Here is a 26,568-nt window from a genome sequence, read left to right as displayed (position 1 = left end):
GTTATAGGGACTTTCGGGACTTAACAGCGCTTGCCAGCATATCTAGCATTGTAGCAGTGTCTTCCCAACCTAGGCATGGATCTGTAATAGACTGACCATACGTTAGGTTATTGATGTCAGTCATTGGCTGATTGCCTTCAAGAATAAAGCTTTCAGCCATGATACCCGCAATACGAGTGCTGCCTGACTTAATTTGGTTACAAATGTCTTGAGCTACGTCGATTTGTTTTCTGTGTTGCTTCTGACAGTTTGCATGGCTGAAATCCACAACCAAACGTTGTGGCAATCCAAACTCAGCTAAAGCATCACATGCTTGTTTGACTGATGCTTCATCAAAGTTAGGGCCTTTTTCTCCACCGCGCAGAATAATATGACCGTAAGGGTTGCCACTTGTGCGGTAAACCGTCATTCGACCGTTCTTATCTGGCGAGTAGAAGTAATGCGATGCTTTCGATGCGCGAATTGCATCAATTGCAATTTTTACGTTGCCATTTGTGCCATTTTTGAAACCAACTGGGCAAGATAGTGCCGACGCCATTTCACGGTGAATTTGTGATTCCGTTGTGCGAGCACCAATCGCGCCCCAAGTGATCAAATCCGCGATGTATTGGCCAGTGATCATATCAAGAAACTCAGTAGCAGTCGCAAGACCAAGCTTGTTGATATCCAGTAGTAGTTTACGAGCTTTATGAAGACCAGCTTCAAGTGCGTAAGAACCATCTAGGTTAGGGTCCGTAATCAAACCTTTCCAACCAACTACTGTACGAGGCTTTTCAAAGTAAGTACGCATCACGATAAACAGTTCGTCTTTGTACTTGTCTTGGATTTCACTCAGGCGAGTGGCGTAATCAATGGCAGCTTCAGTGTCGTGAACAGAACACGGACCTACAATCGCAAGAAGGCGATCGTCTTCACCCGATAAAATGTTTTCAATCTGACGACGAGATTGAGCGATACGGTCTGCAACGTCATCCGTAATAGGATGTACACTACCTAGCTCTGCTGGGGTAGGCATTGGACCCAAAGGTTGGGTTCTCAATTCATCTGTTTTTATAGGCATGTTATAGCTTTATTCTCTATTGCGAAGGGGTAAAGATAACGGAATTACAGGCAGGAATAAACCGTTTCACGGGAATCTTCGCCAGGAAATACCGAATTGTATACAAAGGTGTAGGTATTCATTTAAATGACTTATGTATAAATGACAAAACTTGATCATTAAATCAATATATATACATTTGAATTTATAACCATTTTATCTATCTCGCTGTAAGGTAATCTAAGTAACTGCGATAAACTTCATACCTCACGGGTGACGCCGTCACTTCCTGAAGGTTAAATAACTCGTGAGATCGAGCTTTTGTTAACATTTCTTTGACATCTATTTCTTTCGTTGATTAACTGGTCTGACTAGATTGGTAAGGAGACCAAAATGTTATCAGCTCTACGTCGTGCGAATTTGTATCTAAATCTGTTTGGCTTTTCAAAAGTGCCGCTGATTTGGCTTTGCCACCCTAAAATCATTGCGATAGATAGCAAGCATGTTGAGGTTCGTATCCCATTGCGCAGAAGGACGAAGAACCACCTGAATAGCATGTATTTCGGTGCTTTAGCCGTTGGCGCTGATGTTGCTGGTGGTTTTCTTGCTATGAGTAAAGCGCAAGAAAAGGGAGAAGCGATCTCGCTGGCATTTAAAGGTGTGAAAGCCGAGTTTTTAAAGCGCCCGGAAGCCGATGTGCACTTTGTTTGTAACGATGGTCATGTCATTGATGAGATGCTCGAGCACACCTTGGCAACGGGTGAACGAGTAAATCGTGACGTAAAAATTGTCGCGCTGTGTCCTAACTTACATGGTGACGAGCCAATGGCTGAATTCTCGCTTACTCTTTCGATAAAAAAAGCAGCCCAACAAAGAAAAGAGGCTGCCTAGTGGTTTGTGGCTCGCTTGTTTAAAGGTGGTGGCTTAATTGAGTTCAATCTTCTCGATAGAGACGATTTTGGAGCGATTTAAGACCACTTTCCAGCGGTAATAAACAGGCTCATCGGTGTGGTTGTCCTCTTTGACAATCACATTGAGCAAATGACGTTTCTCTACTGACTCTTTGGTTACTTGACCTTCATTTAAACGGTAAACTCGGTTTGAGCTTTTATCCATCAAGCGGATGATAGGGCGCAAACTGATGTTCAATGTTTCTCTCGTTTGTTCGTAACCACTCAAGAAAAGAGAGGTCGCCATTTCGGTTTTCTCGTGATAATGAAGAATCTGCTCTTCACGTTGCACGACGCGTTTTTTACGTATTCTTTGAATCTTATCCGGCAAGCTACTTAAGGTACGATAATCGAGCCACTCCAATTTTTTGCCAACCACTTTTTTCGTCGTTGGATCAACATACTTCTTACGCCATTTTGGCTTGCCTTTACGGATCCATCGCCACATGGCATCGCGTAAATCATCTTTAAAGATTTCTCGTAAAGCGTAAATAAAAGACATCGCGATAATGAATGAGGCAGAAATTTCCCCCAGATAATCGCGAGCGAGAATCACTGTCGAGGTCACGACAACCATCACTAAACCGGTTGCAATACCTTTGATAGCGCGCTTAATGTTGTTACCCATCGATATGGTTTCTTCACGAAGCACGATAGGGTGTTCAATCAATCGCCTTAGCAAGCGCATTTTGTTAGATAGGCGAGTAACGTCTTCAACGACTCTTGATGAGTTGTATTTGTTGAGTTTACGATGGGCTTGCTCTTTCTCACATAGCGTGATCAGACGCTTTTTGATCGTGCCATAGTCGCCTTCACGTGGTAGATGGGCCACCAGTGACAGGAACTTTTGCTCGGTATACCAAGACAGATAGTTATCGATGTTAACGTAGTAGCGTTTTAAGTTCTCTTCATAAGGAATAGAACGCCGCAAGCGCTTTAAGATCTCAAGCGTGAGCTCGATAACTTCGTCCACTTCATCTTCCGTTACGGAGTTGTTCTCATGCTTGTTTAAACTTGCTACCGCTTTGTCTAGCGCGATAACGTATTGGTAAGCGAACAAACTCAAACTTACTCGGTATTGCTGATTCGACAGGCGTCCACGTTTGGCAAGTCGACTGTGTACTAGCGGAAGAAGGATTTCAGTACTGTAATAAGATCGTTGCTGTGTGATTGAGGTGTAATAAAATTCGGATTCACTGATGATATCGGCGTTTAAACCAAGCTCACCAGGTATAAAAAAGTAAATATCTAGGTCGACACTTTTGCTCTTTGCGAGTGCATGACTGATTTTTAATGTTATTGAGTCTTGTTTATCGACGGTGACCAAAGAAAGCTCCTGACTTTGCTAAAGCATTCTTAACTTATGCGTTCCGTTGAGCAGGTAAGTATAAGAGTGCTAAAAGAGTGACTGGGGCATATAGCTGAACGACAACAGCATAACAGAGCACTATGCTTTTCTCTCTGATTTTCTTGTTAGTTTAGGTATAATTCCACGTAAATTTAAAAAGAGACAAAATCAATGATTAAAATTGGTCAAATTAACAGCTTAGAAGTCATTAAAAAGGCTGATTTTGGCGTATTTCTGGATGGCGATGATTACGGTTCTGTTCTACTACCTAGTAAGTATGTACCAGAGGGTACTGAAATTGGTGAGTATGTAGACGTATTTCTGTACTTCGATTCAGAAAGCCAACTTGCTGCGACCATTGAAAGACCAATTGCCCAAGTGGGTGAGTGGGGTTTAATGAAGATTGAGAGTGTGAATGCGACAGGTGCTTTTGTAAATTGGGGCATCAAAGAAAAGGACTTACTGATTCCTTTTAGTGAGCAACGCACTCGCTTCTCTGCCGGACAAACCATTTTAGTGTATGTTTATACCGACAAAGCGTCAGGTCGCATTGTTGGTACGACTAAGTTCAATAAATGGTTAGATAAAACTCCAGCGAATTATGAAGTTAACGAACAAGTTGATTTGATCATCGCAGAGCGTAGTCAACTTGGTTATAAAGCTATCGTTAACGGTAAGCATTGGGGCATGATTTTCCCATCGGATGTTTTTGGTAAGCTTTACATCGGTAAAAAGCTGAAAGGCTTTATTAAGCACATTCGTGAAGATGGTAAAATCGACCTTGCTCTACAAAAAGTAGGTGTGGCGAAAATGGACGATCTTTCTAGTAAGATCCTTGACCTGCTAGAGAAGAAAGGCGGATTTTTGCCTTTGAATGACAAGTCGTCTCCTGAAGCGATTTTTGATGCTTTCCGCACAAGTAAAGGGACTTATAAAAAGACCATCGGTGGCTTATACAAGCAGGGTAAAATTGTCATTGAGAAAGACGGTATTCGTCTAGCGTAGTCCAAACTCACGTATAGCGGATCTACAGCCAAAAAAACGGCCCAAACTTTTCCTTTTTTTGGGCCTAGGGGAAACGGCTCCGCAGAGCCTGCGCTAAACTTGTCCAACAATAATTTTGTTGGTGAACATAGAGAGAAATGCCACATCAAAGCATTACTTTGATACAACTAGTTTAGTACAGCGTGTCCGGATCGCTAGCGAGCCCACTTGTTTTCATACTTACGAATTAAAAAGCCATCGCAAATACGATGGCTTTTCATTTATTTATGGTTCGTTTTACGTCTTTTAAAATAAGTTCTTATCTCGTACTAATTCGCGAGGGAGACCATTCTTTATTCGGTTGCTTACCCACTTGCCAAGGCCAATAACTGCGCCTTGATAGGTGACAAGCACTTCGCCTTTACCTGTTTTCATTCCCTCAGGAATGGTTTGTGGGCGAACATCACGCCCCATGTACCATTCGCGCGCTTCTTCAATACTGAGTTCAATGGCGTTGCTTTCAGAACCTGTCGCCAGGGCAGTCGCGACTTGGTGTTGCCAACGGTAGCCATTTTTATGGGCTTCCGCGATCTTTATACCCATACGGGAGAAGCGTAATTCGCCGATCATCGCTTCTAAAGCATTAGGGAATAACCAGACATCTTTATCGCGAAGCCATACAGAACTGTCATTTGGAAGTTTAATACCTAACGCGCTTTGGAGTTGTTGAGCAATTTCTGTCGATTCTTTTTTTGAAGTTTTAGCAAAGGGGAATTTCCCCATGCGCTTTTTGACTTCTGGCGCCTCAACAGCAGCCTGTTTGCGAATTCTTGCAACAAAGAACCCTTCACAGTCGTAGACCTGCGGGAAAATATGCAAAAAGCCTTCTTCAGTTAGAGCTGCCTCTGCGTTTTCAAACAAGTTCTCAAGGCTTTCAAACTCTACAGCATCCCCAAAGGTTTCTTTCAAGTGTTGACAAACTTGTTGGTTTTCTTCTGTACTGAGCGTACATGTTGAGTAAACCATCACACCACCGGGCTTTAATGCATGGAAGGCGCTTTCAATAAGATCTTTCTGTGTGTCAGCGATGTCGAGTACGGAAGCTTGCGTCCAGTTTTTCATCGCATCTTCGTCTTTGCGAACGGTGCCTTCTCCAGAGCAAGGCGCGTCGAGCAAAACCGCATCAAATTGTTCTGGTAGCCAACCGCCAAAAACGCGCCCATCGAAGTTACTTAGTGCGGCGTTACGTACTCCACAACGTTCCACATTAGCGTGCAGTACTTTTACACGACTTGCGGCGTATTCATTGGCCACAAGCACACCTTCGTTGTTCATTAAAGCTGCAATTTGAGTGGTTTTTGAGCCTGGAGCGGCTGCGGTATCTAACACGGCATCGTAAGATTCATCATTCATAAACAGAGCAGATACCGGCATCATCGAACTGGCTTCTTGAATGTAGAATAAGCCAGACATGTGTTCTGCTGTGTTGCCTAATGGTACAACTGACTCGTCCGCTTCAATCCAAAAACCTGTGTCACACCAAGGCACGGGAGAAAGCTTCCAGCCTTTTGCTTCTGTTCGTTCTAGAAACGCTTCAACACTGATCTTCAACGTATTAACTCGAATACTTTTGCGCAGTGGCTTTTGGCACGACGCGATAAAGTCTTCCATGTTGAGGTGAGCAGGAAGAATAGTTTGGATTTTTTCCAGAAACGCGTCTGGGATGTAAACATTAGGATGCAATGTGGGATCTCGTTTGCAGAATTTGTGGCAAATAATATACGAAAGCGAAGCAGAAACGAATAGTGACAAGGGCCGAGCAATAAAAAAGAGCAGCGATTGCTGCTCTTTTAAAATGATCAAACTTCAATTGTACGTGAATTGAGCTTTATTCTACGGCTTCGGAATTGCTGTACGCCATTGAGTCCAACCTTCTTCAGCTTGTGGATACAAAAAGAAAGATTGCCCACTCTTTGCCGCTGGTGGAATAGTCGATTGCTCTGGCGTTGAAAACGCAATTCCTCCGCGAACTAAACTATCAAAGGTTCCCGCTTTGATGTTAGCGCCGGTAAGCCCGATGGAAACATCTACTCCTGAAACATTCCAGAACACACTGTTTTGACGAACGAGGTAAGCATATTCAGGCTGTATTTTGATAGTCGTGACGATGCGATCAGCAAATTCTCCTAGGCTTACGTCGGTCACTTGGCCAACTTCCATCTGGCGGTAAAGAATAGGGGTACCGACTTGTACTGAGCCTCTTTGTTCACTTTGTAACGTAAACATGATTCCATGCACGCGTTCTGAACTATTTTCTAATTGAAAATCAAATTTAGCTTTACCTTTACCTGGTTCAACACTGATGGATTTCGACACCAACGCCCCGAGGTTTTTAACGCCACCTAAACCAATTTCTGGTTCAGTTAGCCAAAAATGTGAGCCTTCAACTGCAATGTTTTCTACGTATTCAGGTAGGATCCTTGCAGTGACTTCAACCATGTTACGACGAAAATTCGGTACAACCAGAGTGATTTCACCAACTTTAACACCTTGATATTCAATCGGCATTCCTTTAGCAATCTCTTGCGAACCGTCGGTTTCTAAAGCAATGACGCGCCCAAACTTGCGAGCGGTTTTTTGATCAGAATACAGCTTCCAGTTTTCTCCGATTTTGTTTTCAACGCCTGGTACGGAGTCAAAAGCGATGCCACCTTCGATTAACGACTTCAAAGGGTGCGCTTTCACACTGACGCCAGCTAATGATGCATCTATCTCAATCCCTGAACGATTCCAAAAAACGGTTTGTGGCGTTACAAGATAAGCGAAGCGGTTTTCGATAGTAGCCTTAATTAGTACTCCGCCATCAACTAGTTGGAAATCGGAGACGTTACCAACTGGAAGATTACGATAGAGTAGAGGGCTGCCTTTGGAAATCGGCGGCAATTCAGAAGCAAATAGTGTTAGCGCCCTAGAGCCACTTTGATTGTACTGCGCCAATTCAGCCAATGATTCATTTTGGAACAGTTGATACTCTTTTTGAATATCCTGCTTGCCTTCGCTCACAAAACTAATTGACCCGGTTAACAACTGCTTTGCTGGAGGAACGGTAACGCTGAGCCCCGATTCAGTTAACTCTGCTGATGCACTGCCGGTTACATAAAAACGATTGTTTGATTTGATCAGATGTTTGTATTCATGGTCAATCAATACATCCATAAATACTTCGTGTTGTGATTTTTTATCTTCCTTAACTAGGCCCACTTTGATGATTGAACCAACAACGATGCCTTTATAAAGTACATTGGCACCGCTATCTAGGCCAAACGAATTGTCGGACACCAACCGAATCGCGATGGACTTTTCTTGCTGTTGGTTAAACACGTTTTTACGAATCGCAGTAAAGCGGCGAGAGCGTTCACCCGCGCCCGGTACGATCGTTAAGAAGTTTCCTCGCACTAAATTAGCAATGTTTTCAACACCAGAAAGGGACACCTTTGCTTCTTCTAAGACAAATCGAGTACCTGTCGTCAGCATGTCACTAAAAGCGGGTTGAATTGCCGCTGACGCCAATATCACTTCTCGGCCTTCGGAAAGGCTCAAGTCCGTAACTTGGCCAATTTCAATTCCGCGATACATAATTGGAGCGCCTTCTCCGCTGATCTTGCTGTCATCAGGTAGGACAATTTTAACCGCGATGCCTCGACCAGCAGTTTTCAAATCTTTATACAAACGGAACTCGGTGTTCTCTTCTACAGGCTCACCATCATCCGGAGAGTCGACGGCGATGGCGCCACCCAGTAAGGCACTCATGCTTTCTAGTCTTACATCGACACCTTCAAAACCGATGCTGGCACCAATTCCACTGACGTTCCAGAATCGACTGCGGTTGTTAATGATATGTCGGTATTGATCCTGAATGTTGGCTTGAATAGTGATAGATTTTGCATCTTCATCTAGCTGGTAACTGTACACTTCACCGATTGGGATTTTCTTATAAACAATTTGAGAGCCAACCGATACACCACCTAAATCACGGCTTTTGAGCTTAATATTCAAACCTTGAGAAACACGTAAATCTGTTGGGGCAGAGTCTAACGCATGGAATGTTGTCTCAAACTCTTGACCATCTCCGGGTTGAATCGAGATGTAGTTACCTGAGACGAGCGCATCCAGTCCGGAAACTCCCGTTAGGCTAGCTGTTGGTTTTACTAACCAAAAGCGTGTTTTATCGTTCAGTAACTTTGCAGCTTCAGGATAGATATCAGCATCGACATAAATACTGCCGAGATCTTCGGTGAGGTTAATGTCTCTTACCATGCCGACTTCTAATCCTTGGTAACGGATAGTGGTTCGGCCGGCGACAAGACCAGCGGCATCAGAAAAATAGATTTGCACTCGTTGTCCTGCATCGTGTATCGACTTCACTACAAGCCAGCCAGCTAAGACCATGGTCAAAATTGGCAACAGCCAAAGAGGAGATATGCCTTTACTCCGCTTTACATCTGGTACGTATGACGTTTGAGAACTGTTCTGATCACTCATTCATTGACTCTTTTTCTGATTGTTTTGGGCTTGTTTGGTCCCAGATTAGCCTTGGATCAATACTTTCTGCTGCAAGCATGGTCAACACTACGACAACACCAAATGCTACGGCGCCATATCCTGGTGTGAAATCCAGTATCTGACCACGATCGACTAAAGTCATCATGATAGAAATAACAAACAAATCCATCACAGACCATTTACCGATCCATTTAACAACAAAGTAAACCATCATTCGTTGTCTCTTAAACACCGAACGTTTGAATTGGATGCAAAGCATGATGTAGGCGAGCCCAAGTATTTTAATCACCGGGACAACGATACTGGCAACAAAAATGATCGCAGCGATTCCATACATGCCGCTTTTTACCAAACCAGCCACGCCTGAAAAAATAGTGTCCTCCAAACGCTTACCATTGGTAAGCAAGATGGAAATAGGGATCAGGTTAGCAGGGAAGATGGCGACCGTTGCTGCGATGAGGTAAGCCCATGTTTTCTGAATGGAGTTTGGCTTGCGATGATATAACTCGTGATGACAACGCTGGCAATGGTCACCTTCAGGTTGGGACAAGTGGCATTCATGGCAATGCACATCTTTATGCTCAAAAGCATATAAACTTTCTGGCTTCCAAGCTTCCCAATAACGACGCACGCTGATTCTTGAAACTAACAAAACGGTAAATATCTGCAAAAGAACCAGACCAATTAACCCTGGACCGACGAAAATGTCGGAATAATCTTGGAGTTTAAAACAGGAAATGGCGATGCTAACTAAGAACACATCCAACATAACCCAATGCTTCAAATGTTGAATTAGCCACAGTGAGATACGAAGCCCACGGAACCATCGTTGATGTAAAGAAATATGTGCCGTTACCACTGAAACACAAACCGTCAGTGGCGCAAGAGAGCTACAAAATAGAATGAGCAATGAAAGAAGAACAAATCCTTCTTCCATCAATGTGATCATCCCTGAAGGTAGGGTTGCCGGAATCATCACACCAAAGAGTCGGATGCTAATAAAGTTAAAAAAGTGCGATGGAATAAATAGTAGGATGCAGGTTATCGCGACGGCTAGATTACCAGAGAGGCTAGGGCTACCTCCGCGATATAATTGTGTACCACAACGAGGGCAGTGTGCATTTTTGCCATGGGGTAAGTCGACGATGTCGACAGGCAATTCACAACCTTGGCACAAACGTACGTTATTGGGTTGCATGGCGTGCTTAGACAGAGAGGTCATAACGACCTCTCTAGCTTGAACGATTTAAGCGTGGGACTGTATGCCCCCATATAAGGTTTGATATAAGCCTTCTTGCTCAACTAACTCACCATGAGTACCTGTTTGCGTCACTTTCCCATCTTCAAGCACGTAGATCAAATCGGCTTGTTTAACAGCGGACAGTCGGTGCGCAACGATTAATGTTGTTCTACCACGTAAGAACTCGGTCAGTGCTTTGTGTAAAGCCGCTTCAGTAGCGGTATCTAGCGCAGACGTGGCTTCGTCTAAAATAACAAATTGAGGATTACTCAGCACCATTCTAGCAATGGCAAGCCGTTGTCGTTGACCTCCTGACAAACGAATGCCATTACGACCAACTTGAGTATCCAAGCCGTGGTTCAGTTGAGAAATAACATCTTGCAGCTGAGCCACTTCAAGCGCACGCCAAAGTGACATTTCGTCAAAATCCCCACCAAGCGTTAGATTATGCCTCAAGGTGTCGTTAAATAGTATAGGTTGCTGTAATACCACGGCAATTTTGTCGCGAATTACTTCAAAACCAATATCTTCTGTTAATTCATCATTAAAGCGAATGCTACCGGAGTTTTGACGGTAAACCCCAATAAGTAATTGTATCAAGGTTGACTTACCACCGCCGCTTGCACCAACTAACGCCACTTTCTTTCCTGCCGGCATATGTAAAGAAAGATTATCTAGGACTTTGTTTTCATTATTGTAAGAGAAATTAATGTTTTCTACTTTAACGTCAACTTCTCTACCTTCTTTGAAAGGATTTACCTTAGGAACCGGTCTCTGCTCTTCTTCTAACTCTAATAAGTCGTTGATGCGTTTTAATGCGGCTTTAGCGCTGTACCAAGAAAACTGAATCCCAAGCAACTCTTGAACAGGAGACAGCATGAACCATAGGTAACCAAAAACGGCAAATATTTGGCCAATAGTAAGGTCACTGAACATGACCATTAACATTGCGACAGCTCTGAATAATTCAAAGCCGATCAAAAAGAGAAGGAAAGATACGCGACCAGCCGCTTCAGATTGCCAAGCATACTTGTCTGCATCAACGCGAACTTGGTTCGCACTGTCTTTGAGTTGTTGGAGGAATTCTCGTTCTTTATTGGCCGCGCGTAGTTGGTAGATTCCATCTAATGTTTCAACTAAGCGGTTTTGGAAAATTTCAAAAGAATGATTTTCCTTCCGTTTCAGATGTTTAACCATACTGCCTAGTTTACGTGAGAAGTAAATGACAATAGGGTTAACTAACAGGATAAACAGACCAAGTCGCCAATCGAGCCAAAGTAGAACGATAGCAGTACCAATAACAGTAAGAAAACTGATAACGAATTTTGCTAACGTAGAACCAATAAATTTATCAATGGTCTCAATGTCAGTGATAAGGTGTGCGTTGATTCCTCCGCTACCTTTGGTTTCGTATTGTCGGATGCTGATACGGCCGAGTTTGTCGATCATTTTACTGCGCATCTCAAACGTGATGGTTTTTGAAACAAGCGTAAATTGTCGGCTTTGAAGGATATTTAATCCTTGGCTCGCAGCTCGCATAAGAACAACCAAGAACAGGGTGAAGAAAATATAGCCTGTCGGAGTGTGCCACGCTTCAGGGAGAATGGCATTCATGGCATCTAAGCCTTTTGCAGGTTGGTCCAATAAGACCTCATCAACCATCAAAGGCATGAGGAGGGGAATTGGAACACTAATCAAGGTTGCAAGCACCGCTATCAAGTTCGCTATGATCAGCTTGGACTTGTGCTTTTTTACTTGTGTTATCAACCAAGAACGGCTAATAGTGTCATTTTTCAGAAGCATTGTAATTGAGAATAAGTCCTATTATAAAGTAGGGCTGCATTTTAGCGCCATACATTGAGAATGGAAGCTTTTATAGTAAGTAGGAAGTTAATATGAACTTAGAACAATACCAAAGACTAACCAAACAAGCTGTTGCTCTAATTGAGTCTGAACCAGACTTTATTGCGAACCTAGCAAACTTGAGCTCATTGCTTTTCATGGAACTTGACGATCTTAACTGGGCAGGCTTTTACCTAACAAAAGGTGAAGAGCTTGTTCTTGGTCCGTTCCAAGGAAAACCAGCTTGTGTTCGTATCCCAATGGGTCGAGGCGTCTGCGGTACTGCTGCACAAACTAATACTATACAAAGAGTATACGACGTTCACGAATTTGAGGGGCATATTGCGTGCGATGCAGCGAGCAATTCAGAAATTGTGATTCCATTTTCTATTAATGGAAAGGTGGTTGGTGTACTTGATATTGATAGTCCAAGTATTGGCCGATTTAATGAAACAGACGAAGAAGGTCTCACTCATTTCATGGTTGAAGTAGAAAAGCTGCTTAATTCACACGCGAACGACGCATAAATTAGCCTTCGAGTGTGGTTTTTCCTTGGCATGTCACTATAATACGAGAATATTTTTTCTTAATGCTCGCGGAAATCCGCTCAAATCAGGACCCCTCATGACTGAAAAGTTAAAAAACAGCAAAGAAGTTATTGCATATATTGCTGAATGTTTCCCTAAGTGCTTTACTTTAGAAGGTGAAGCAAAACCTCTGAAAATTGGTATTTTTCAAGATCTTGCGGAACGTCTAAATGAAGACGAAAAAGTAAGCAAAACACAGCTTCGTGCAGCGTTAAGACAGTACACTTCATCATGGCGTTACCTACACGGTGTAAAACCAGGTGCAGTACGTGTAGACCTAGATGGCAACCCTTGTGGTGAGCTAGAAGAAGAGCACGTTGAACACGCGAAAGCGACACTTGCAGAAAGCAAGGCGAAAGTTCAGGCTCGTCGTAAAGAACAAGCACAAAAAGCTCGTGAAGAGGGTAAGGCGAAAGCGAAACCTGCGGCTAAAAAGCCTCAACAGCCTCGTCGTACTAATAAACCAAAAGTACAAAAACCAACTAAGCCTGTAGAAACGCGCGCTCTAAATGCTGATGAAATCACAGTAGGTAACGCAGTTAACGTGAACATGGGCAAAGGAAACATGGCAGCGACCATTGTTGAAATCAATAAGGATGATGTACGTGTTCAACTTGCTAACGGCCTACAAATGGTTGTGAAAGCGGAGCACTTGCGCGCATAAAGGAGATACTCCTACGCATGAATTGCCGTTCAAAAGTGACCCTGATTGCTGCTAGCTTATGGCTAGCAGCATCAGCTCAGGCTCTTGAAGCCAAACTACATAAAGATGACCTGCCGGTTCTTTCTCCTGAAGTTCAGCATGAAACAGCTAGCAAACGAGTCACCTCGCGATTTACCCGCTCTCATTATAAGCACTTCAGCCTCAATGATGATTTCTCTAAAGCGATCTTTGAACGCTATGTAGAGTTGCTTGATTACAATAGAAATATTTTCACTCAAGCAGACATCGATTCATTTAAAAATTGGTCAGTCGAGCTTGATGATCAGCTTAAATCGGGCAACAACCAAATTGCTTTTGATGTTTACAACCTCTCAATGCAGAAGCGTTTCGATCGTTTTGCTTATGCGTTAACTCTACTCGATGAAGAGATCAAGTTTGATACCGATGACGAGATAGAGTTAGACCGCTCTGAGGCCGCATGGCCAAAAGACGAAGCAGAGCTCAACGAGTTGTGGCGCAAGCGTGTGAAATATGACGCGTTAAATCTGAAACTGACTGGCAAAGAGTGGCCAGAGATTAAAGAAGTTTTAGAGAAGCGTTATAACAACGCGATGAAGCGCATCACACAGACCAACAATGAAGACGCATTTCAGTTGTATATGAATGCCTTCGCGCGACAGGTTGACCCTCATACAAGCTACCTTTCTCCACGTAATGCCGAGCAATTCCAATCGGAAATGAACCTTTCTCTAGAAGGCATCGGCGCCGTTTTGCAAATGACAGACGATTACACAGTAATTCGTTCACTTGTTGTTGGCGGTCCGGCCTCAAAGAGTAAGCAACTTGGTGAAGGGGACCGAATCACTGGTGTTGGACAAGACGGTGAAGAAATTGTCGACGTGATCGGTTGGCGTCTGGATGATGTTGTTCAGTTAATCAAAGGCCCTAAAGGCACAAAGGTTAATCTACAGATCTTGCCAGAAGGTAACGATGCGAAGAGTTACATTGTCACAATTGTTCGTGACAAAGTTCGCTTAGAAGATCGTGCAGTTAAGTCAGAAATCATCGAAAAAGACGGTAAGAAGATTGGTATTTTAGAAGTACCAAGTTTCTACGTCGGCTTATCGAAAGACACCGATAAATTACTAGCTGAGTTGAAAACCAAAAACGTTGACGGCGTAATCGTTGATCTACGCAACAATGGCGGTGGTGCGCTAACAGAAGCAACGGCATTGACAGGTTTATTCATTAAAGAAGGTCCTGTAGTTCAAGTTCGTGACAGCTATGGCCGCATCAAGGTGAATGCCGATACCGATGGAAAAGTGAGTTATGATGGCCCATTGACGGTGTTGATTAACCGCTACAGTGCTTCAGCATCTGAAATTTTTGCAGCGGCAATGCAAGATTATAATCGTGCAATCATCTTAGGTGAAAACTCTTTCGGTAAAGGTACAGTTCAGCAACATCGTTCACTGAATCATATTTACGATCTTTTCGATAAAGAGCTAGGTTATGTTCAGTACACGATTCAGAAGTTTTATCGTATTGACGGTGGAAGTACGCAAAATCGTGGTGTTGCACCAGATATTTCGTACCCAACGCCAATTGAGGCTTCTGAAACAGGTGAAAGTGTTGAAGACAATGCTTTACCTTGGGATCAGATTGATAAAGCACAATATCAAACGTTTCCAAGTAACGACGCCTTAGTTGAAAAACTTACTGCTCTTCATAACAAGCGTATTTCTGATGAAATGGAGTTCCGCTTTATCAATGAAGACATCGAGAAATATCGTAAAGAAAAAGACGATAATACTTTGTCTTTGAACGAAAAAGTTCGTAAGGCTGAATCGGATAAAGCGGAAGCCCTTCGATTACAACGCATAAATGAACGTCAAGTTGCTTTGGGTAAAAAAGCATTTAAAACATTGGATGACATACCAAAAGACTACGAGGCTCCTGATGTTTATTTAGATGAGTCTGTCGCGATTATGGTCGATCTACTTAAGCAGGAAAATCAGTCATAATAACTGGCAATTTAGAATAAAAAGAGTGAGTCTTTCAGATTCACTCTTTTTTTATGCCTTTTTGTCTTCCGCTGTCTCGATATCGAGCAAGATATTCGCTTATTTTCCCCCAATAATTTACGTGATCTACATCTAAAATTTCGCGAAAGTGAGGACTACTGGCTAAGCTAAAAGAAAACGATAAGGATGCCGATATGAAGTGGTTCTTTATTTTACTTAGCTTTTGCTGCTTTAGTGTGTTTGGTGGAGAAAACACCAGAGAAGATGAATTAAGTCACTTTGACACGCCGTTTCTCATCGGAGACTGGTATTTGATGAACCCAAACCCCGAAGAGTCGGCTGAAAACTTTCGTGCGATCAAACTCTCATTAGGTTCTGACTACAGCTTTTCTATTGATATTCAAAAGAAAGACTATTCCGTTGACCATTGGGAAGGGCTGTATAACGCAAATGAAGACACAATCGTTCTTGGTTTAAACACCGACGAGCCTCAAATTTATGCCTATCGCAACAACCATAATACGCTTGATCTTAATGGTGTAACATTCACTAAGGGATTATCCAATTCACTTGCAGGTATGTGGTCTAGCTCTCACGTATCTGGCGACGGTCTTGTGGCCAACAACATTAATCAGATGGATTTGATACTTCAACCTGATTTCGTGTTCATGTTTAGGGTTTCGAACGAAGAAGGGGATGAGTCCATCAAACAAGGTGTGTTTTACACAGAAGATGAGTTTTTGGTTCTGCTGTATGAAAATGGCGAGCATGGAACCACGTATAAGCTCAACAAGAATGAGCTAACGATCGAAGATTCCAATGGTGATATGTACGCCGTACTCAATAGAGTTACGCCATGATGCCTTTAACATGCGCCAAATTACGCGTGCGTACGGTAAGTCATTAATGTTGTTTAAATGTTAATCAAAAAACGGAGCTAGAGCACTAAAAGCTCCGTTTTTTGATGGAAAGACTTGTATTCTGATACCACAACCCCTACAAATAGCTTATATAGTGATACCAGAAATGCATTTTTGATCATGCAGTCTGGTATTTTTGTTGTTCGACATACAAGGATTTATGCTCATGTCTCAAGCTCCCCTGGCCAAATATCGTAAAGATTATAAAGAGCCATCTCATGCGATTACTGATATCGATCTTACTTTTGATCTATATGACAATGACACAATCGTTACGGCGGTATCAAAAGTTGCTCAAAAAGGCGATACAACAACGCTAGAACTCGATGGCGAAGGGCTTGAGCTACGCGCTGTAAAAGTAAATGGTGAGGATTGGGCTCATCACGAGGTGAAGGAGTCATCGCTGGTACTGACCGATCTTCCATCCGAGTTTGAACTTGAAATCGTCACCAAAATTGATCCTGAAGCGAATACAGCACTCGAAGGTTTGTACAAATCAGGCGGTGCATTTTGTACTCAGTGTGAGGCTGAGGGCTTTCGCCGTATCACGTACTATCTAGACCGTCCGGATGTTCTAGCAAAATACACAACAAAAGTGATCGCAGATAAAGCTGCTTACCCATATTTGCTGAGCAATGGTAACCGAATTGCAGAAGGCGATGCAGAGAACGGTCGTCACTGGGTTCAATGGCAGGATCCGCATCCAAAACCAGCTTACTTGTTCGCCCTTGTTGCAGGCGACTTTGATGTATTGCGTGACAAATATACAACGATGTCAGGTCGCAGTGTTGATTTAGAAATCTTTGTTGATAAAGGTAACTTAGATCGTGCAGGCCATGCGATGACATCGCTGATCAACTCGATGAAGTGGGATGAGGAACGCTTTGGCCTAGAATACGATCTGGATATTTACATGATCGTTGCTGTTGATTTCTTCAACATGGGTGCAATGGAAAACAAAGGCTTGAACATTTTTAACTCAAAATATGTGCTGGCGAACGATCAAACTGCGACAGATCGTGATTATTTAGGCATCGAAGCTGTGATCGGTCATGAGTACTTCCACAACTGGACTGGCAACCGTGTCACTTGTCGTGACTGGTTCCAACTAAGTCTAAAAGAAGGCTTAACCGTATTCCGAGACCAAGAATTCTCTTCTGACTTAGGCTCTCGTGCTGATAACCGTATTGATAACGTACGTATTATTCGTGGTCCTCAATTTGCGGAAGATGCAAGCCCAATGTCTCACCCGATTCGTCCTGACAAAGTCATTGAGATGAATAACTTCTACACGCTAACGGTGTATGAAAAGGGCAGCGAAGTTATTCGTATGTACCATACACTCCTTGGCGAAGAGGGCTTCCAAAAAGGAATGAAACTTTATTTTGAACGTCACGATGGTACCGCCGCGACGTGTGAAGACTTTGTTTCTGCAATGGAAGATGCCACCGGTGTTGATTTAAAACAGTTCCGTCTGTGGTACAGCCAATCGGGTACACCAACGCTGCGCGTAAATAGCGAATACAACGCTGATGCAAAAACTTACGCACTAACGGTAGAGCAATTTACGGAGCCGACGCAAGACCAAGCAGAAAAACAAGCGCTGCATATTCCGTTCGATATCGAGTTGTATGATTCGAAAGGTCGAGTTATCCCACTGGTGATTAACGGTGAATCAGTTAATAACGTGCTGGATATTAAACAAGATAAGCAAACGTTCGTATTTGAAAATGTCGAAGAACAGCCAGTGCCATCTTTGTTGCGTGAATTCTCGGCACCAGTCAAATTAGAATACGATTACAGCGATGACGAGTTAGTCTTCTTGATGAAGCACGCAACGAACGATTTTGCTCGATGGGACGCTAGCCAAATGCTATTGGCTAAATACATTCGTCAGAATGTGAAAAACGTTCAAGCGGGACAAGAAGTATCGCTTTCTGAAGGTGTGATAGATGCTTTCCGCGGTGTGCTGTTGGATGAAACGCTTGAGCCTGCTTTCATTGCTCAAGTTTTCTCTATGCCTTCAATCAATGAGATTACTGGTTGGTACCAGCAAATTGATATCGATGCCGTAGACAAAGTGCTAAACAGCATTACAGTGTCACTTTCTAAGGAATTAGAAGATGAGCTAAGTGCGACTTATCACACGCTTAAGCAAACAGAGTATACGATCGACCATGCTGCTATTGGCAAGCGTGCTTTACGTAACCGTTGCCTTCAGTACCTAGCATATACGGAAAAAGGTAATGATTTAGTCAACGCGCAGTACGCATCTGCAAATAACATGACAGATACGATTGCTGCGATGAGTGCCGCAAATAACGCTCAGCTCGAGTGTCGTGAAGCACTTATGGCTGATTATAGCGATAAATGGAAGCACGATGGTTTGGTTATGGATAAGTGGTTTGCACTGCAAGGTAGCAATCCTGCAGAGGATGCTCTTGAAAAAGTAAAAGCAACCATGAACCACGAAGCATTTAGTTTGAAAAATCCGAACCGTACGCGCAGCTTAATTGGCTCGTTCTTAAGTGCGAACCCTGTACGTTTCCATGATACATCCGGTGTAGGTTACCAGTTTGCCGGTGAAATTCTTCGCCAACTAAATGATTCGAACCCACAAGTAGCTTCTCGAATGATTGATCCTTTGCTTAAGTTCCGTAAATACGATGAAGCTCGCCAAGCAATGATTCGTGCAGAACTTGAAAAGCTCAAAGCAATGGATAATCTTGCTAAAGATCTATTCGAAAAAGTGACTAAAGCACTAGACGAATAGTAAACAACACAATAGGGTGGTCATTTAGACCACCTTATTTGTTTATGTCACTTAGTTTTCACTTCATGAACTATTACTACTTCAATCTCAACATTTCATATCAAACGTTTTTATCTCATTATTCTGGTGCGGCAAGTGTTGTTCAAGTTGTCACACACAACGGTTTGCGTTTGCAGTTACCCGCCGCGAGATTTAGACCATTTCTTAGTCAATTGGGCGTTAGAGGCCAGTTTAGACTAACAACTAACCAAAATAATAAGTTTCTTAAGTTAGAAACTCTGTGATGTATTGTATTTGCAGAGAGTTAAATAGGAATCTTAGTCACAGAATCGGACATTTCACCTCTTACCACTACGATTAGTTGTTAAACATTTGTAATTATGCTTTTACAATGGGCACATGCATTACCTATGCTTAGTTTCTAAGGTAACAGCCTAGCTACTAAGTCCCCCTACAAAACAACAATTCTAATGTGGAGTGTGAATATGACCGCGCGTGAAAATGTAGTGCCGGTTCTGCTTGAAAAGGTTTACCAACTGATTCAAGACAAACTCGAGCTTTCTCACCAAACGCTTGTAACTAAACTTGCTCAACACTTATTCAGTAACATTGCTGATGATGATCTAATTCAGCGAAACGAATCCGACCTTTATGGTGCTGTCGTTAGCCTTTGGCACCATATCAATGAAAAAAAACCAGAAGAGATTTCGGTTCGAGTATTTAACCCGACCGTAAGTCGTCAAGGCTGGCAATCCACACACACAATCGTAGAAATTGTTGTTCCAGATAGTCCATTCTTAGTGGACTCAGTCAAAATGGCTTTAGCACGTTTGGATCTTGTTTGTCACCTAATGTTGAATAACCCAACACAGATTCAGCGTGATAAAAAAGGCCAAGTTACAGACGTAAACGGTGAGGGTGGTGTTCTTCAATCACTTTTCCACATAGAGGTAGACCGCCTTACTAGTAAAGACGAGATGCAAGCGCTTAAAGAAGAGCTGTTAAGAATTCTATCTGATACTCGCTTAGTCGTTGATGACTGGAAGCAGATGGTTGATAAGCTTAAGTTTGTTACTGATGAACTTGAGAAAAATAAAGATCGTGTTTCTATCCAAACGGATCGTATGGATGAAACGATCGCATTTCTTCGTTGGCTAGAAGATCATAACTTTACCTTTATGGGTTATAAAGATTATGACTTAAAAGAGGTCAATGGTGATACCGAACTTGTTCCTGCTAAAGAAAAAGGACTAGGTCTGTTTGCTGATGACAAGCGCGTTCGTAGCGTCAAGCTCTCTGAATTATCAGATTCAGCGCGATTAGAAGCGAAAAAACCATACGCTCTGATCATCACCAAAGGTAACAAAGCATCTCGTATCCACCGTCCAGCTTATACTGATTACATCGGTATTAAAAAGTTTGATAAAAACGGTAAAGTAATAGGTGAGCATCGCTTTACTGGTTTATATACCTCCGCTGTTTACAACCAAGCGGTACAAAGTATTCCTCTGATCCGTGAAAAAGTTGACCGTATCCTTGAAGCAAGTGGATACCGCCACGGATCATACTCATACAAAGCATTGCACAATATCTTAGAAAACTACCCACGCGACGAGTTGCTTCAAGCTAATGAAGAAGAGCTGCTTGAGGTGGGAATGGGTGTTGTACAAATGCAAGATCGTGACTTGCTGCGTTTGTTTGTTCGTAAAGACCCATTTGGTCGTTTCTTCAGTTGCATGGTTTATGTCACTAAAGATCGTTACAACACAGAATTGCGTCGTCAAACTCAACGCATTCTTAAGCAGTACTTTGGTTGCGAGCAAGAGGTTGAATTTACAACGTACTTCTCAGAAAGCCCACTAGCGAGAACACATTACATTGTTCGTGTAGACAATAACAACATTGACGTAGACGTGAAAAAGATCGAGCAAAATCTAATGGAAGTTTCTACCTCTTGGGATGACAGACTAAAAGAATCCATCATTGCTAACTTTGGTGAAAGCAAAGGCCTTCCTCTTTCAAAAGAATATATGAGTGCGTTCCCTCGCTCATACAAAGAGGACATGATGCCAGGTTCTGCGGTTGCAGATATCGAGCGCTTAGAAGCGTTAAGTGATGATAATAAACTTGGCATGTTGTTCTACCGACCTCAAGAAGAGGGTGCAGATTCCAAAGCTGTCCGCTTAAAGTTATACCATCGCGATGAACCAATTCACCTTTCTGACGTAATGCCGATGTTGGAAAACCTTGGTTTGCGTGTGATTGGCGAATCGCCATATGAGATCGAGAAAAACAACGGGCAGACTTTCTGGATCCTTGACTTCTCTATGCTGCATAAGAGCGAGAAAACCGTTGACCTTCGTGAAGCTCGTGACCGTTTCCAACAAGCATTTGCTGCCATTTGGGCGGGTAATCTTGAAAGTGATGGTTTCAACCGATTGTTATTAGGTGCGTCTTTATCTGGCCGTGAGATTTCCATTCTTCGCGCTTACGCACGATACATGCGCCAAGTCGGCTTCCCATTCAGTCAGCAGTACATCGAAGATACGCTAAGCCACTACCCAGACTTAGCGACAGGTCTAGTCAAGCTGTTCACCAAGCGATTTGATCCGAAACACAAAGGCAGCGAGAAAGGCCAAAACGATCTAATTAAAAAGCTAACAGAGCAGTTGGATCGTGTAGAGAGCTTGGATGATGATCGTATTATTCGTCGTTATATTGAAATGATCATGGCGACGCTTCGTACCAACTACTACCAAGTAGACGAGAATAAGCAGCCTAAGCCTTGGTTATCTTTGAAAATGAAGCCAAGTGATATTCCTGAGATTCCGCAGCCTGTGCCTGCATTCGAGATCTTTGTTTACGCACCAGATATTGAAGGTGTTCACCTTCGTGGTGGAAAAGTGGCTCGTGGTGGTTTGCGTTGGTCAGATCGTCAAGAAGACTTCCGTACGGAGATTCTTGGCTTAGTGAAAGCGCAACAGGTTAAGAACACTGTAATTGTACCAGTGGGTGCAAAAGGCGGCTTCGTTTGTAAACGCCAGCCATCTCTCACCACTCGTGATGAAATTTTTGCGGAAGGTCAGCGTTGTTACAAACGCTTTATCCGTGCACTGCTTGATGTGTCAGATAACATCATTGAAGGAGAAGTAGTACCACCACAAAACGTTGTTCGTCACGATGAAGATGACCCATACCTAGTAGTGGCTGCCGATAAAGGCACAGCAACCTTCTCAGATTTGGCAAACTCTGTTTCTGCAGAATACAACTTCTGGCTAGGCGACGCATTCGCTTCAGGTGGTTCAAACGGTTACGATCACAAAGCAATGGGTATCACCGCAAAAGGTGGTTGGGAATCTGTTAAGCGTCATTTCCGTGAAATGGGCATCAACTGTCAGACCACTGATTTTACTGCAATCGGTGTAGGTGATATGGCAGGTGACGTGTTCGGTAACGGTATGCTGTTATCGAAGCATATTCGATTGCAAGCTGCGTTTAACCACATGCACATCTTTATTGATCCAAATCCAGATTCAGCCAGCAGCTGGGAAGAGCGTAACCGCTTGTTTAATCTGCCAAGATCAAGCTGGGAAGATTACAACAAAGACTTGATCTCTCAAGGTGGTGGCATCTTCTCTCGTCGATCAAAATCGATCCAGTTGACGCCAGAAATTCAGAAAATGTTAGGTACGAAGAAAGCATCTTTAGCGCCTAACGATCTGATAAAGATGATCTTGAAAATGAAAGTCGATCTTCTTTGGAATGGTGGTATCGGCACTTACGTTAAATCATCGACAGAAACTCATACAGATGTTGGTGACCGTGCTAACGACATGCTGCGCATTGACGGCCGTGACTTAAGAGCCAAAGTGGTTGGCGAAGGTGGTAACTTGGGTATGACTCAGCTTGGTCGTATCGAATACGCACTAACTGGCGGTCGAGTGAACACGGACTTCGTTGATAACGTAGGTGGCGTTGACTGTTCGGATAATGAAGTCAACATCAAGATCTTCCTCAATGGACTGGTTTCAAATGGCGATCTTACGGTTAAGCAACGTAACCAAATTCTAGAGTCTATGGAAGACGAAGTGGGTGAAATTGTCTTGGATGATGCTTACCGTCAGTCGGAGTCGATCTCTGTTACTGAACAGCAAGGTGTTGGCATTGTTAAGGAGCAAATTCGATTCATCCACACTATGGAGAAAGCAGGGTACTTGGACCGTGCTCTCGAATACATTCCTGATGATGAAACGCTAATCGAGCGTGAAAAACAGGGACTAGGTCTGACTCGCCCTGAGCTATCAGTGTTAGTTGCCTACGGTAAAATGGTACTTAAACAGCAACTTGTTACGGATGAAATCGCAAATGATGAATTCCATGCAAAACAACTTGTTGAATATTTCCCAAGTGCGTTACGACGTAACTATAAAGATCAAATGGTTAATCACCCACTGCGAGCTGAAATTATCGCTACAGCATTGGCTAACCAGATGGTTAATGAAATGGGCTGTAACTTCGTTACTCGTTTGCAAGAAGAAACTGGTGCAAGTGTTGTCGATATTGCCAACGCTTACAGTGCGGCTAGAGAAATCTTTGATTTAGAAGAAATCCTCAAGCAAACTCGCAAACTTGATAACGTTGCGACAGCGCAAGCTCAATACGAAATTATGTTTTACGTGCGCCGAGCACTGCGTCGAATTGCACGCTGGTTGCTTCGTAACCGTAGCGGCAAATGCACGGTCGGTGAGTTGATTGCTATCTACAAGCAAGATGTCAATGTTATCACTGAAACCCTAGACACTATGTTAGTTGAGTCTGAAGTTGAAGAACACAATGAGTTGGCTCAAGGTTGGATAGAGAAAGGGGTTGAAGAGAAACTCGCTCACCAAGTTGCCCGCTTATCAAGCTTACAATCTGCACTGGATATTTCATCAGTAGCAAGTGAAACAGGTAAAACGGTTGAGCAAGCATCGAAACTCTACTTTAACTTGGGTGACCGTTTATCGTTGCATTGGTTCTTGAAGCAAATTAATAGCCAAGCCGTTGATAACAACTGGCAAGCACTTGCAAGAGCGGCATTCCGTGAAGATCTGGACTGGCAACAACGTCAACTTACCGCTCAGGTACTGACTTGTGGCTGCTCAACCGAAGAGCTTGACGTGATGGCTGCGTTAGAAGATTGGATTGAAACTAACGAGCAATCGTTGCACCGCTGGGAGAGTATCTTAAACGAGTTCAAAGTTGGCTCAGTACACGAATTTGCTAAGTTCTCTGTAGCACTTCGAGAGCTAGTACTTTTAAACCTCAACTGCTCATCGAAAGAGTAGTGGAATAATCAAGTCATAAGTAAAAGCCTCGTTATTTAACGGGGCTTTTTATTATCTATTATTCACATTTGGAACGAAAATAGTTACATTGTCACATTGAGTTGAAATTAAAACAGAGTGAAATCGATTGCTTTTAAGCGGTTAGTTACGATTTTTATCGCAGAAACTTGATTGTAATTGTTTGTTTTATATTTGAAAATCTTATAAAGATATAGGTTTTTACTTATTACGTTCATTTTCATTGAAATACGATGAAAAACGGTAAATAATATTGTCCCGTTTATACGGGGCTTTTTTCTTTCGGAGGCACAATGCTTTACCGTCTAGCCAGAACTGGCTTTTTCCAACTCGATGCCGAGAAGGCACATGATCTTGCAATCAAGAACTTCCAACGCTTTAACGGCACACCACTTGATCTCTTTTACCGCCAACAGTTACCAACTCGTCCAGTTGAGTGTATGGGTCTAACATTCCGTAACCCTGTTGGTCTTGCGGCTGGTTTAGATAAAAACGGCGAATGTATTGAAGCATTTGATGCCATGGGCTTTGGCTTTGTCGAAGTCGGCACTGTAACGCCACGACCACAACCAGGTAATGATAAACCACGCCTATTCCGTTTAGTGGAAGCAGAAGGGATCATCAACCGCATGGGCTTTAATAACCTAGGCGTTGATAATTTGATCGAGAATGTTAAACGAGCAAAATTCAATTGTGTTCTCGGAATTAACATCGGTAAAAATAAAGATACGCCAATTGAGAAAGGGGCAGAGGACTACCTGATTTGTATGGAAAAAGTGTATGAGTATGCTGGCTATATTGCAGTAAACATCTCATCGCCAAACACTCCAGGTCTTCGTTCACTTCAATATGGTGAAGCGCTTGATGAACTGCTTTCCGAATTAAAGGCGAAACAAGCGGAGTTATCAGAGAAATACAACAAGTATGTCCCGTTAGCATTAAAGATTGCGCCAGATTTAAGTGACGATGAAATCTGCCAAATCTGCGATTCTTTATTGAAAAACAATATAGATGGTGTGATCGCGACTAACACAACTTTGGATCGCACGATCGTAGAAGGGATGAAACACGCCAATGAGGCAGGTGGCTTGAGTGGTCGCCCTGTGCAATCACGCTCTACGGAGGTCGTACGTAAGCTTCATGAAGAGCTTGGAGACAAACTTCCAATTATCGGTGTTGGTGGTGTAGATTCCTATGTTGCAGCCAAAGAAAAGATCATGGCAGGCGCTAAACTTGTTCAAGTCTACACTGGTTTTATTTACCACGGCCCAGGTCTCGTACGTGATATTGTTAAGAATCTTTAACACATACATCAAAAACTACTGAAAAATCAGTACCTGTTACATAAAAAAGAGGACTTTGTTTCCTCTTTTTTTTTATCCGTTCGTTTGTAGAATTTAAAAATCACGAGTAGGTAATTAAGCGTCTTACCTCTTTACCACTGATTTAACTAGTCAAGAGAGAACGGAATAATGCTTAAACCCAGCGACAAATGGAATTGGTATTTTGACGAGCAAAAAGCTTGCTTAATGCTGGATCTGGGGGAGGAAATGATTTTCCAAACCAATCTATCCCGAAAATTGTTGGTTAACTGTGCCTTCTCAAACAGTGAATTTACCGTTGATGACGCCAGCGCATTTCAAACGTTTAATGAGCGCATTCGCTGTCTCGATATCAGTGAATATCGCCAAGCTGAATTAACACTGTATTGTGTTGCTGCAAAGCGTTTTCATAAACCTGTACAGCCTAAGAGCTGGTTCTTCGATGCACAGTCCTCTGATTATGAACCTCAAGAAGGGGACATGGTCTTTCTCACAAATCAATATTCTGATGGTATGTTCATCGTTCTAGAACCAGGCGAAACATCGAGCTTATGTGCTTATGTTAACCAAGAAGCCTTTGTTCTTGATGGCAATAAGGCGCTTCAATTTGGGCAGCCGATTAAAGTAATGCATGATCGCATGGCTTGTGCAAACCACCTCTTTGCAATGACCCCTATGGCAATGGTGGGTTAAAGCTGTTTAATTTTTCTTTATTTCGTTCCTTTGTTTGCCTTAATCGACCTTATTGGGTCGATTTTTTTTGTCCTTTCCTCTGACACTCCAATCCGAAAGACCATGAAACTGTTTGTTTTCTATGCATGCAAACATGAAGCTGGTCACTTTTATTTTACTTATTTCAATTTGATTACTCCTTTAATTAGGCAACCTAGCGCCTAAAAAAAACCTATTTATTCCCCTATAAAGGGTGTTTGTAAGTAATTTACATCAATCAATCCCGACTGGTATA

The 26,568-nt window shown here is 42.8% G+C and carries 17 protein-coding genes; 11 read left to right on the top strand and 6 right to left on the bottom strand.

What is annotated here, in order from left to right; genetic code table 11:
* Window position 1 precedes the first annotated feature (1 nt).
* Entirely contained in the window at window positions 2–1,060 is a 1,059-nt protein-coding gene (locus R7041_RS09965) for a 3-deoxy-7-phosphoheptulonate synthase (protein WP_005390197.1), read from the bottom strand.
* Window positions 1,061–1,432: 372 nt separating this feature from the next.
* On the opposite strand from R7041_RS09965, the gene R7041_RS09960 reads away from it, so the two are divergent.
* Window positions 1,433–1,930: a DUF4442 domain-containing protein gene (locus R7041_RS09960; protein ID WP_005377418.1), complete on the top strand. Its 498-nt coding sequence runs from the start codon at window positions 1,433–1,435 to the stop codon at window positions 1,928–1,930.
* Between the two features lie 33 nt (window positions 1,931–1,963).
* Here the strand turns inward: R7041_RS09960 and R7041_RS09955 are convergent, their stop codons facing one another.
* Complete coding sequence (locus R7041_RS09955; protein WP_005377421.1) at window positions 1,964–3,316, bottom strand: hypothetical protein; 1,353 nt, start codon at window positions 3,314–3,316, stop codon at window positions 1,964–1,966.
* Window positions 3,317–3,508: 192 nt separating this feature from the next.
* On the opposite strand from R7041_RS09955, the gene R7041_RS09950 reads away from it, so the two are divergent.
* Window positions 3,509–4,342, top strand: a complete 834-nt coding sequence (locus R7041_RS09950) for a S1 RNA-binding domain-containing protein (RefSeq protein ID WP_176310977.1) — start codon at window positions 3,509–3,511, stop codon at window positions 4,340–4,342.
* A gap of 285 nt (window positions 4,343–4,627) precedes the next feature.
* Here the strand turns inward: R7041_RS09950 and rsmF are convergent, their stop codons facing one another.
* The 4 genes from rsmF to R7041_RS09930 all read right to left on the bottom strand — a co-directional run bounded on the left by rsmF (window position 4,628) and on the right by R7041_RS09930 (window position 11,927).
* On the bottom strand, window positions 4,628–6,064 hold the full coding sequence (rsmF, locus tag R7041_RS09945) for a 16S rRNA (cytosine(1407)-C(5))-methyltransferase RsmF (protein ID WP_170890642.1): 1,437 nt from the start codon (window positions 6,062–6,064) through the stop codon (window positions 4,628–4,630).
* 150 nt (window positions 6,065–6,214) lie between these two features.
* A complete protein-coding gene (locus R7041_RS09940; RefSeq protein WP_017634276.1) occupies window positions 6,215–8,863 on the bottom strand; it encodes an MlaD family protein in 2,649 nt (882 codons plus the stop codon).
* Entirely contained in the window at window positions 8,856–10,106 is a 1,251-nt protein-coding gene (locus R7041_RS09935; protein ID WP_005377429.1) for a paraquat-inducible protein A, read from the bottom strand. The genes R7041_RS09940 and R7041_RS09935 overlap by 8 nt, the downstream gene beginning before the upstream one ends.
* A gap of 24 nt (window positions 10,107–10,130) precedes the next feature.
* Window positions 10,131–11,927, bottom strand: a complete 1,797-nt coding sequence (locus R7041_RS09930; RefSeq protein ID WP_021033889.1) for an ABC transporter ATP-binding protein — start codon at window positions 11,925–11,927, stop codon at window positions 10,131–10,133.
* 92 nt (window positions 11,928–12,019) lie between these two features.
* Between R7041_RS09930 and R7041_RS09925 the strand changes: the two genes are divergently transcribed.
* The 9 genes from R7041_RS09925 to R7041_RS09885 all read left to right on the top strand — a co-directional run bounded on the left by R7041_RS09925 (window position 12,020) and on the right by R7041_RS09885 (window position 26,294).
* Window positions 12,020–12,493: a GAF domain-containing protein gene (locus R7041_RS09925; protein WP_005377433.1), complete on the top strand. Its 474-nt coding sequence runs from the start codon at window positions 12,020–12,022 to the stop codon at window positions 12,491–12,493.
* 97 nt (window positions 12,494–12,590) lie between these two features.
* A complete protein-coding gene (gene proQ / locus R7041_RS09920) occupies window positions 12,591–13,217 on the top strand; it encodes an RNA chaperone ProQ (protein ID WP_005377435.1) in 627 nt (208 codons plus the stop codon).
* A gap of 17 nt (window positions 13,218–13,234) precedes the next feature.
* Window positions 13,235–15,241, top strand: a complete 2,007-nt coding sequence (gene prc / locus R7041_RS09915; protein WP_017634279.1) for a carboxy terminal-processing peptidase — start codon at window positions 13,235–13,237, stop codon at window positions 15,239–15,241.
* A gap of 194 nt (window positions 15,242–15,435) precedes the next feature.
* Window positions 15,436–16,101 carry a hypothetical protein gene (locus R7041_RS09910; RefSeq protein ID WP_053304489.1) on the top strand — a complete coding sequence of 222 codons (666 nt, stop codon included), beginning with the start codon at window positions 15,436–15,438 and terminating at the stop codon, window positions 16,099–16,101.
* Window positions 16,102–16,327: 226 nt separating this feature from the next.
* Entirely contained in the window at window positions 16,328–18,934 is a 2,607-nt protein-coding gene (gene pepN, locus R7041_RS09905) for an aminopeptidase N (RefSeq protein ID WP_064368430.1), read from the top strand.
* Window positions 18,935–18,999: 65 nt separating this feature from the next.
* Entirely contained in the window at window positions 19,000–19,218 is a 219-nt protein-coding gene (locus tag R7041_RS09900) for a DUF2835 domain-containing protein (RefSeq protein ID WP_080659264.1), read from the top strand.
* A gap of 201 nt (window positions 19,219–19,419) precedes the next feature.
* On the top strand, window positions 19,420–24,261 hold the full coding sequence (locus R7041_RS09895) for an NAD-glutamate dehydrogenase (RefSeq protein ID WP_064368429.1): 4,842 nt from the start codon (window positions 19,420–19,422) through the stop codon (window positions 24,259–24,261).
* Window positions 24,262–24,572: 311 nt separating this feature from the next.
* Window positions 24,573–25,583 (top strand): quinone-dependent dihydroorotate dehydrogenase, encoded by a 1,011-nt coding sequence (gene pyrD / locus R7041_RS09890; RefSeq protein ID WP_017634281.1) that lies wholly within the window; start codon window positions 24,573–24,575, stop codon window positions 25,581–25,583.
* Between the two features lie 168 nt (window positions 25,584–25,751).
* Window positions 25,752–26,294, top strand: coding sequence for a cell division protein ZapC (locus tag R7041_RS09885; RefSeq protein WP_005377444.1), 543 nt, complete (start codon window positions 25,752–25,754; stop codon window positions 26,292–26,294).
* The last annotated feature ends 274 nt before the right edge of the window (window positions 26,295–26,568 follow it).

Origin of the sequence: Vibrio sp. 1751, assembly GCF_033339895.1 — a bacterium.
In the GTDB taxonomy this organism is placed as follows: Bacteria; Pseudomonadota; Gammaproteobacteria; order Enterobacterales; family Vibrionaceae; genus Vibrio; species Vibrio alginolyticus.
The sequence above is the reverse complement of the archived record's forward strand: the minus strand, read 5'-3'. Positions and strand labels throughout refer to the sequence as shown.

Coding starts and splice junctions, on each gene's coding strand:
- R7041_RS09965 (WP_005390197.1), bottom strand. CDS start 1,060: ATGCCTATAAAAACAGATGAATTGAGAACCCAACCTTTGGGTCCAATG.
- R7041_RS09960 (WP_005377418.1), top strand. CDS start 1,433: ATGTTATCAGCTCTACGTCGTGCGAATTTGTATCTAAATCTGTTTGGC.
- R7041_RS09950 (WP_176310977.1), top strand. CDS start 3,509: ATGATTAAAATTGGTCAAATTAACAGCTTAGAAGTCATTAAAAAGGCT.
- R7041_RS09940 (WP_017634276.1), bottom strand. CDS start 8,863: ATGAGTGATCAGAACAGTTCTCAAACGTCATACGTACCAGATGTAAAG.
- R7041_RS09935 (WP_005377429.1), bottom strand. CDS start 10,106: ATGACCTCTCTGTCTAAGCACGCCATGCAACCCAATAACGTACGTTTG.
- R7041_RS09930 (WP_021033889.1), bottom strand. CDS start 11,927: ATGCTTCTGAAAAATGACACTATTAGCCGTTCTTGGTTGATAACACAA.
- R7041_RS09925 (WP_005377433.1), top strand. CDS start 12,020: ATGAACTTAGAACAATACCAAAGACTAACCAAACAAGCTGTTGCTCTA.
- proQ (WP_005377435.1), top strand. CDS start 12,591: ATGACTGAAAAGTTAAAAAACAGCAAAGAAGTTATTGCATATATTGCT.
- prc (WP_017634279.1), top strand. CDS start 13,235: ATGAATTGCCGTTCAAAAGTGACCCTGATTGCTGCTAGCTTATGGCTA.
- R7041_RS09910 (WP_053304489.1), top strand. CDS start 15,436: ATGAAGTGGTTCTTTATTTTACTTAGCTTTTGCTGCTTTAGTGTGTTT.
- pepN (WP_064368430.1), top strand. CDS start 16,328: ATGTCTCAAGCTCCCCTGGCCAAATATCGTAAAGATTATAAAGAGCCA.
- R7041_RS09900 (WP_080659264.1), top strand. CDS start 19,000: ATGAACTATTACTACTTCAATCTCAACATTTCATATCAAACGTTTTTA.
- R7041_RS09895 (WP_064368429.1), top strand. CDS start 19,420: ATGACCGCGCGTGAAAATGTAGTGCCGGTTCTGCTTGAAAAGGTTTAC.
- pyrD (WP_017634281.1), top strand. CDS start 24,573: ATGCTTTACCGTCTAGCCAGAACTGGCTTTTTCCAACTCGATGCCGAG.
- R7041_RS09885 (WP_005377444.1), top strand. CDS start 25,752: ATGCTTAAACCCAGCGACAAATGGAATTGGTATTTTGACGAGCAAAAA.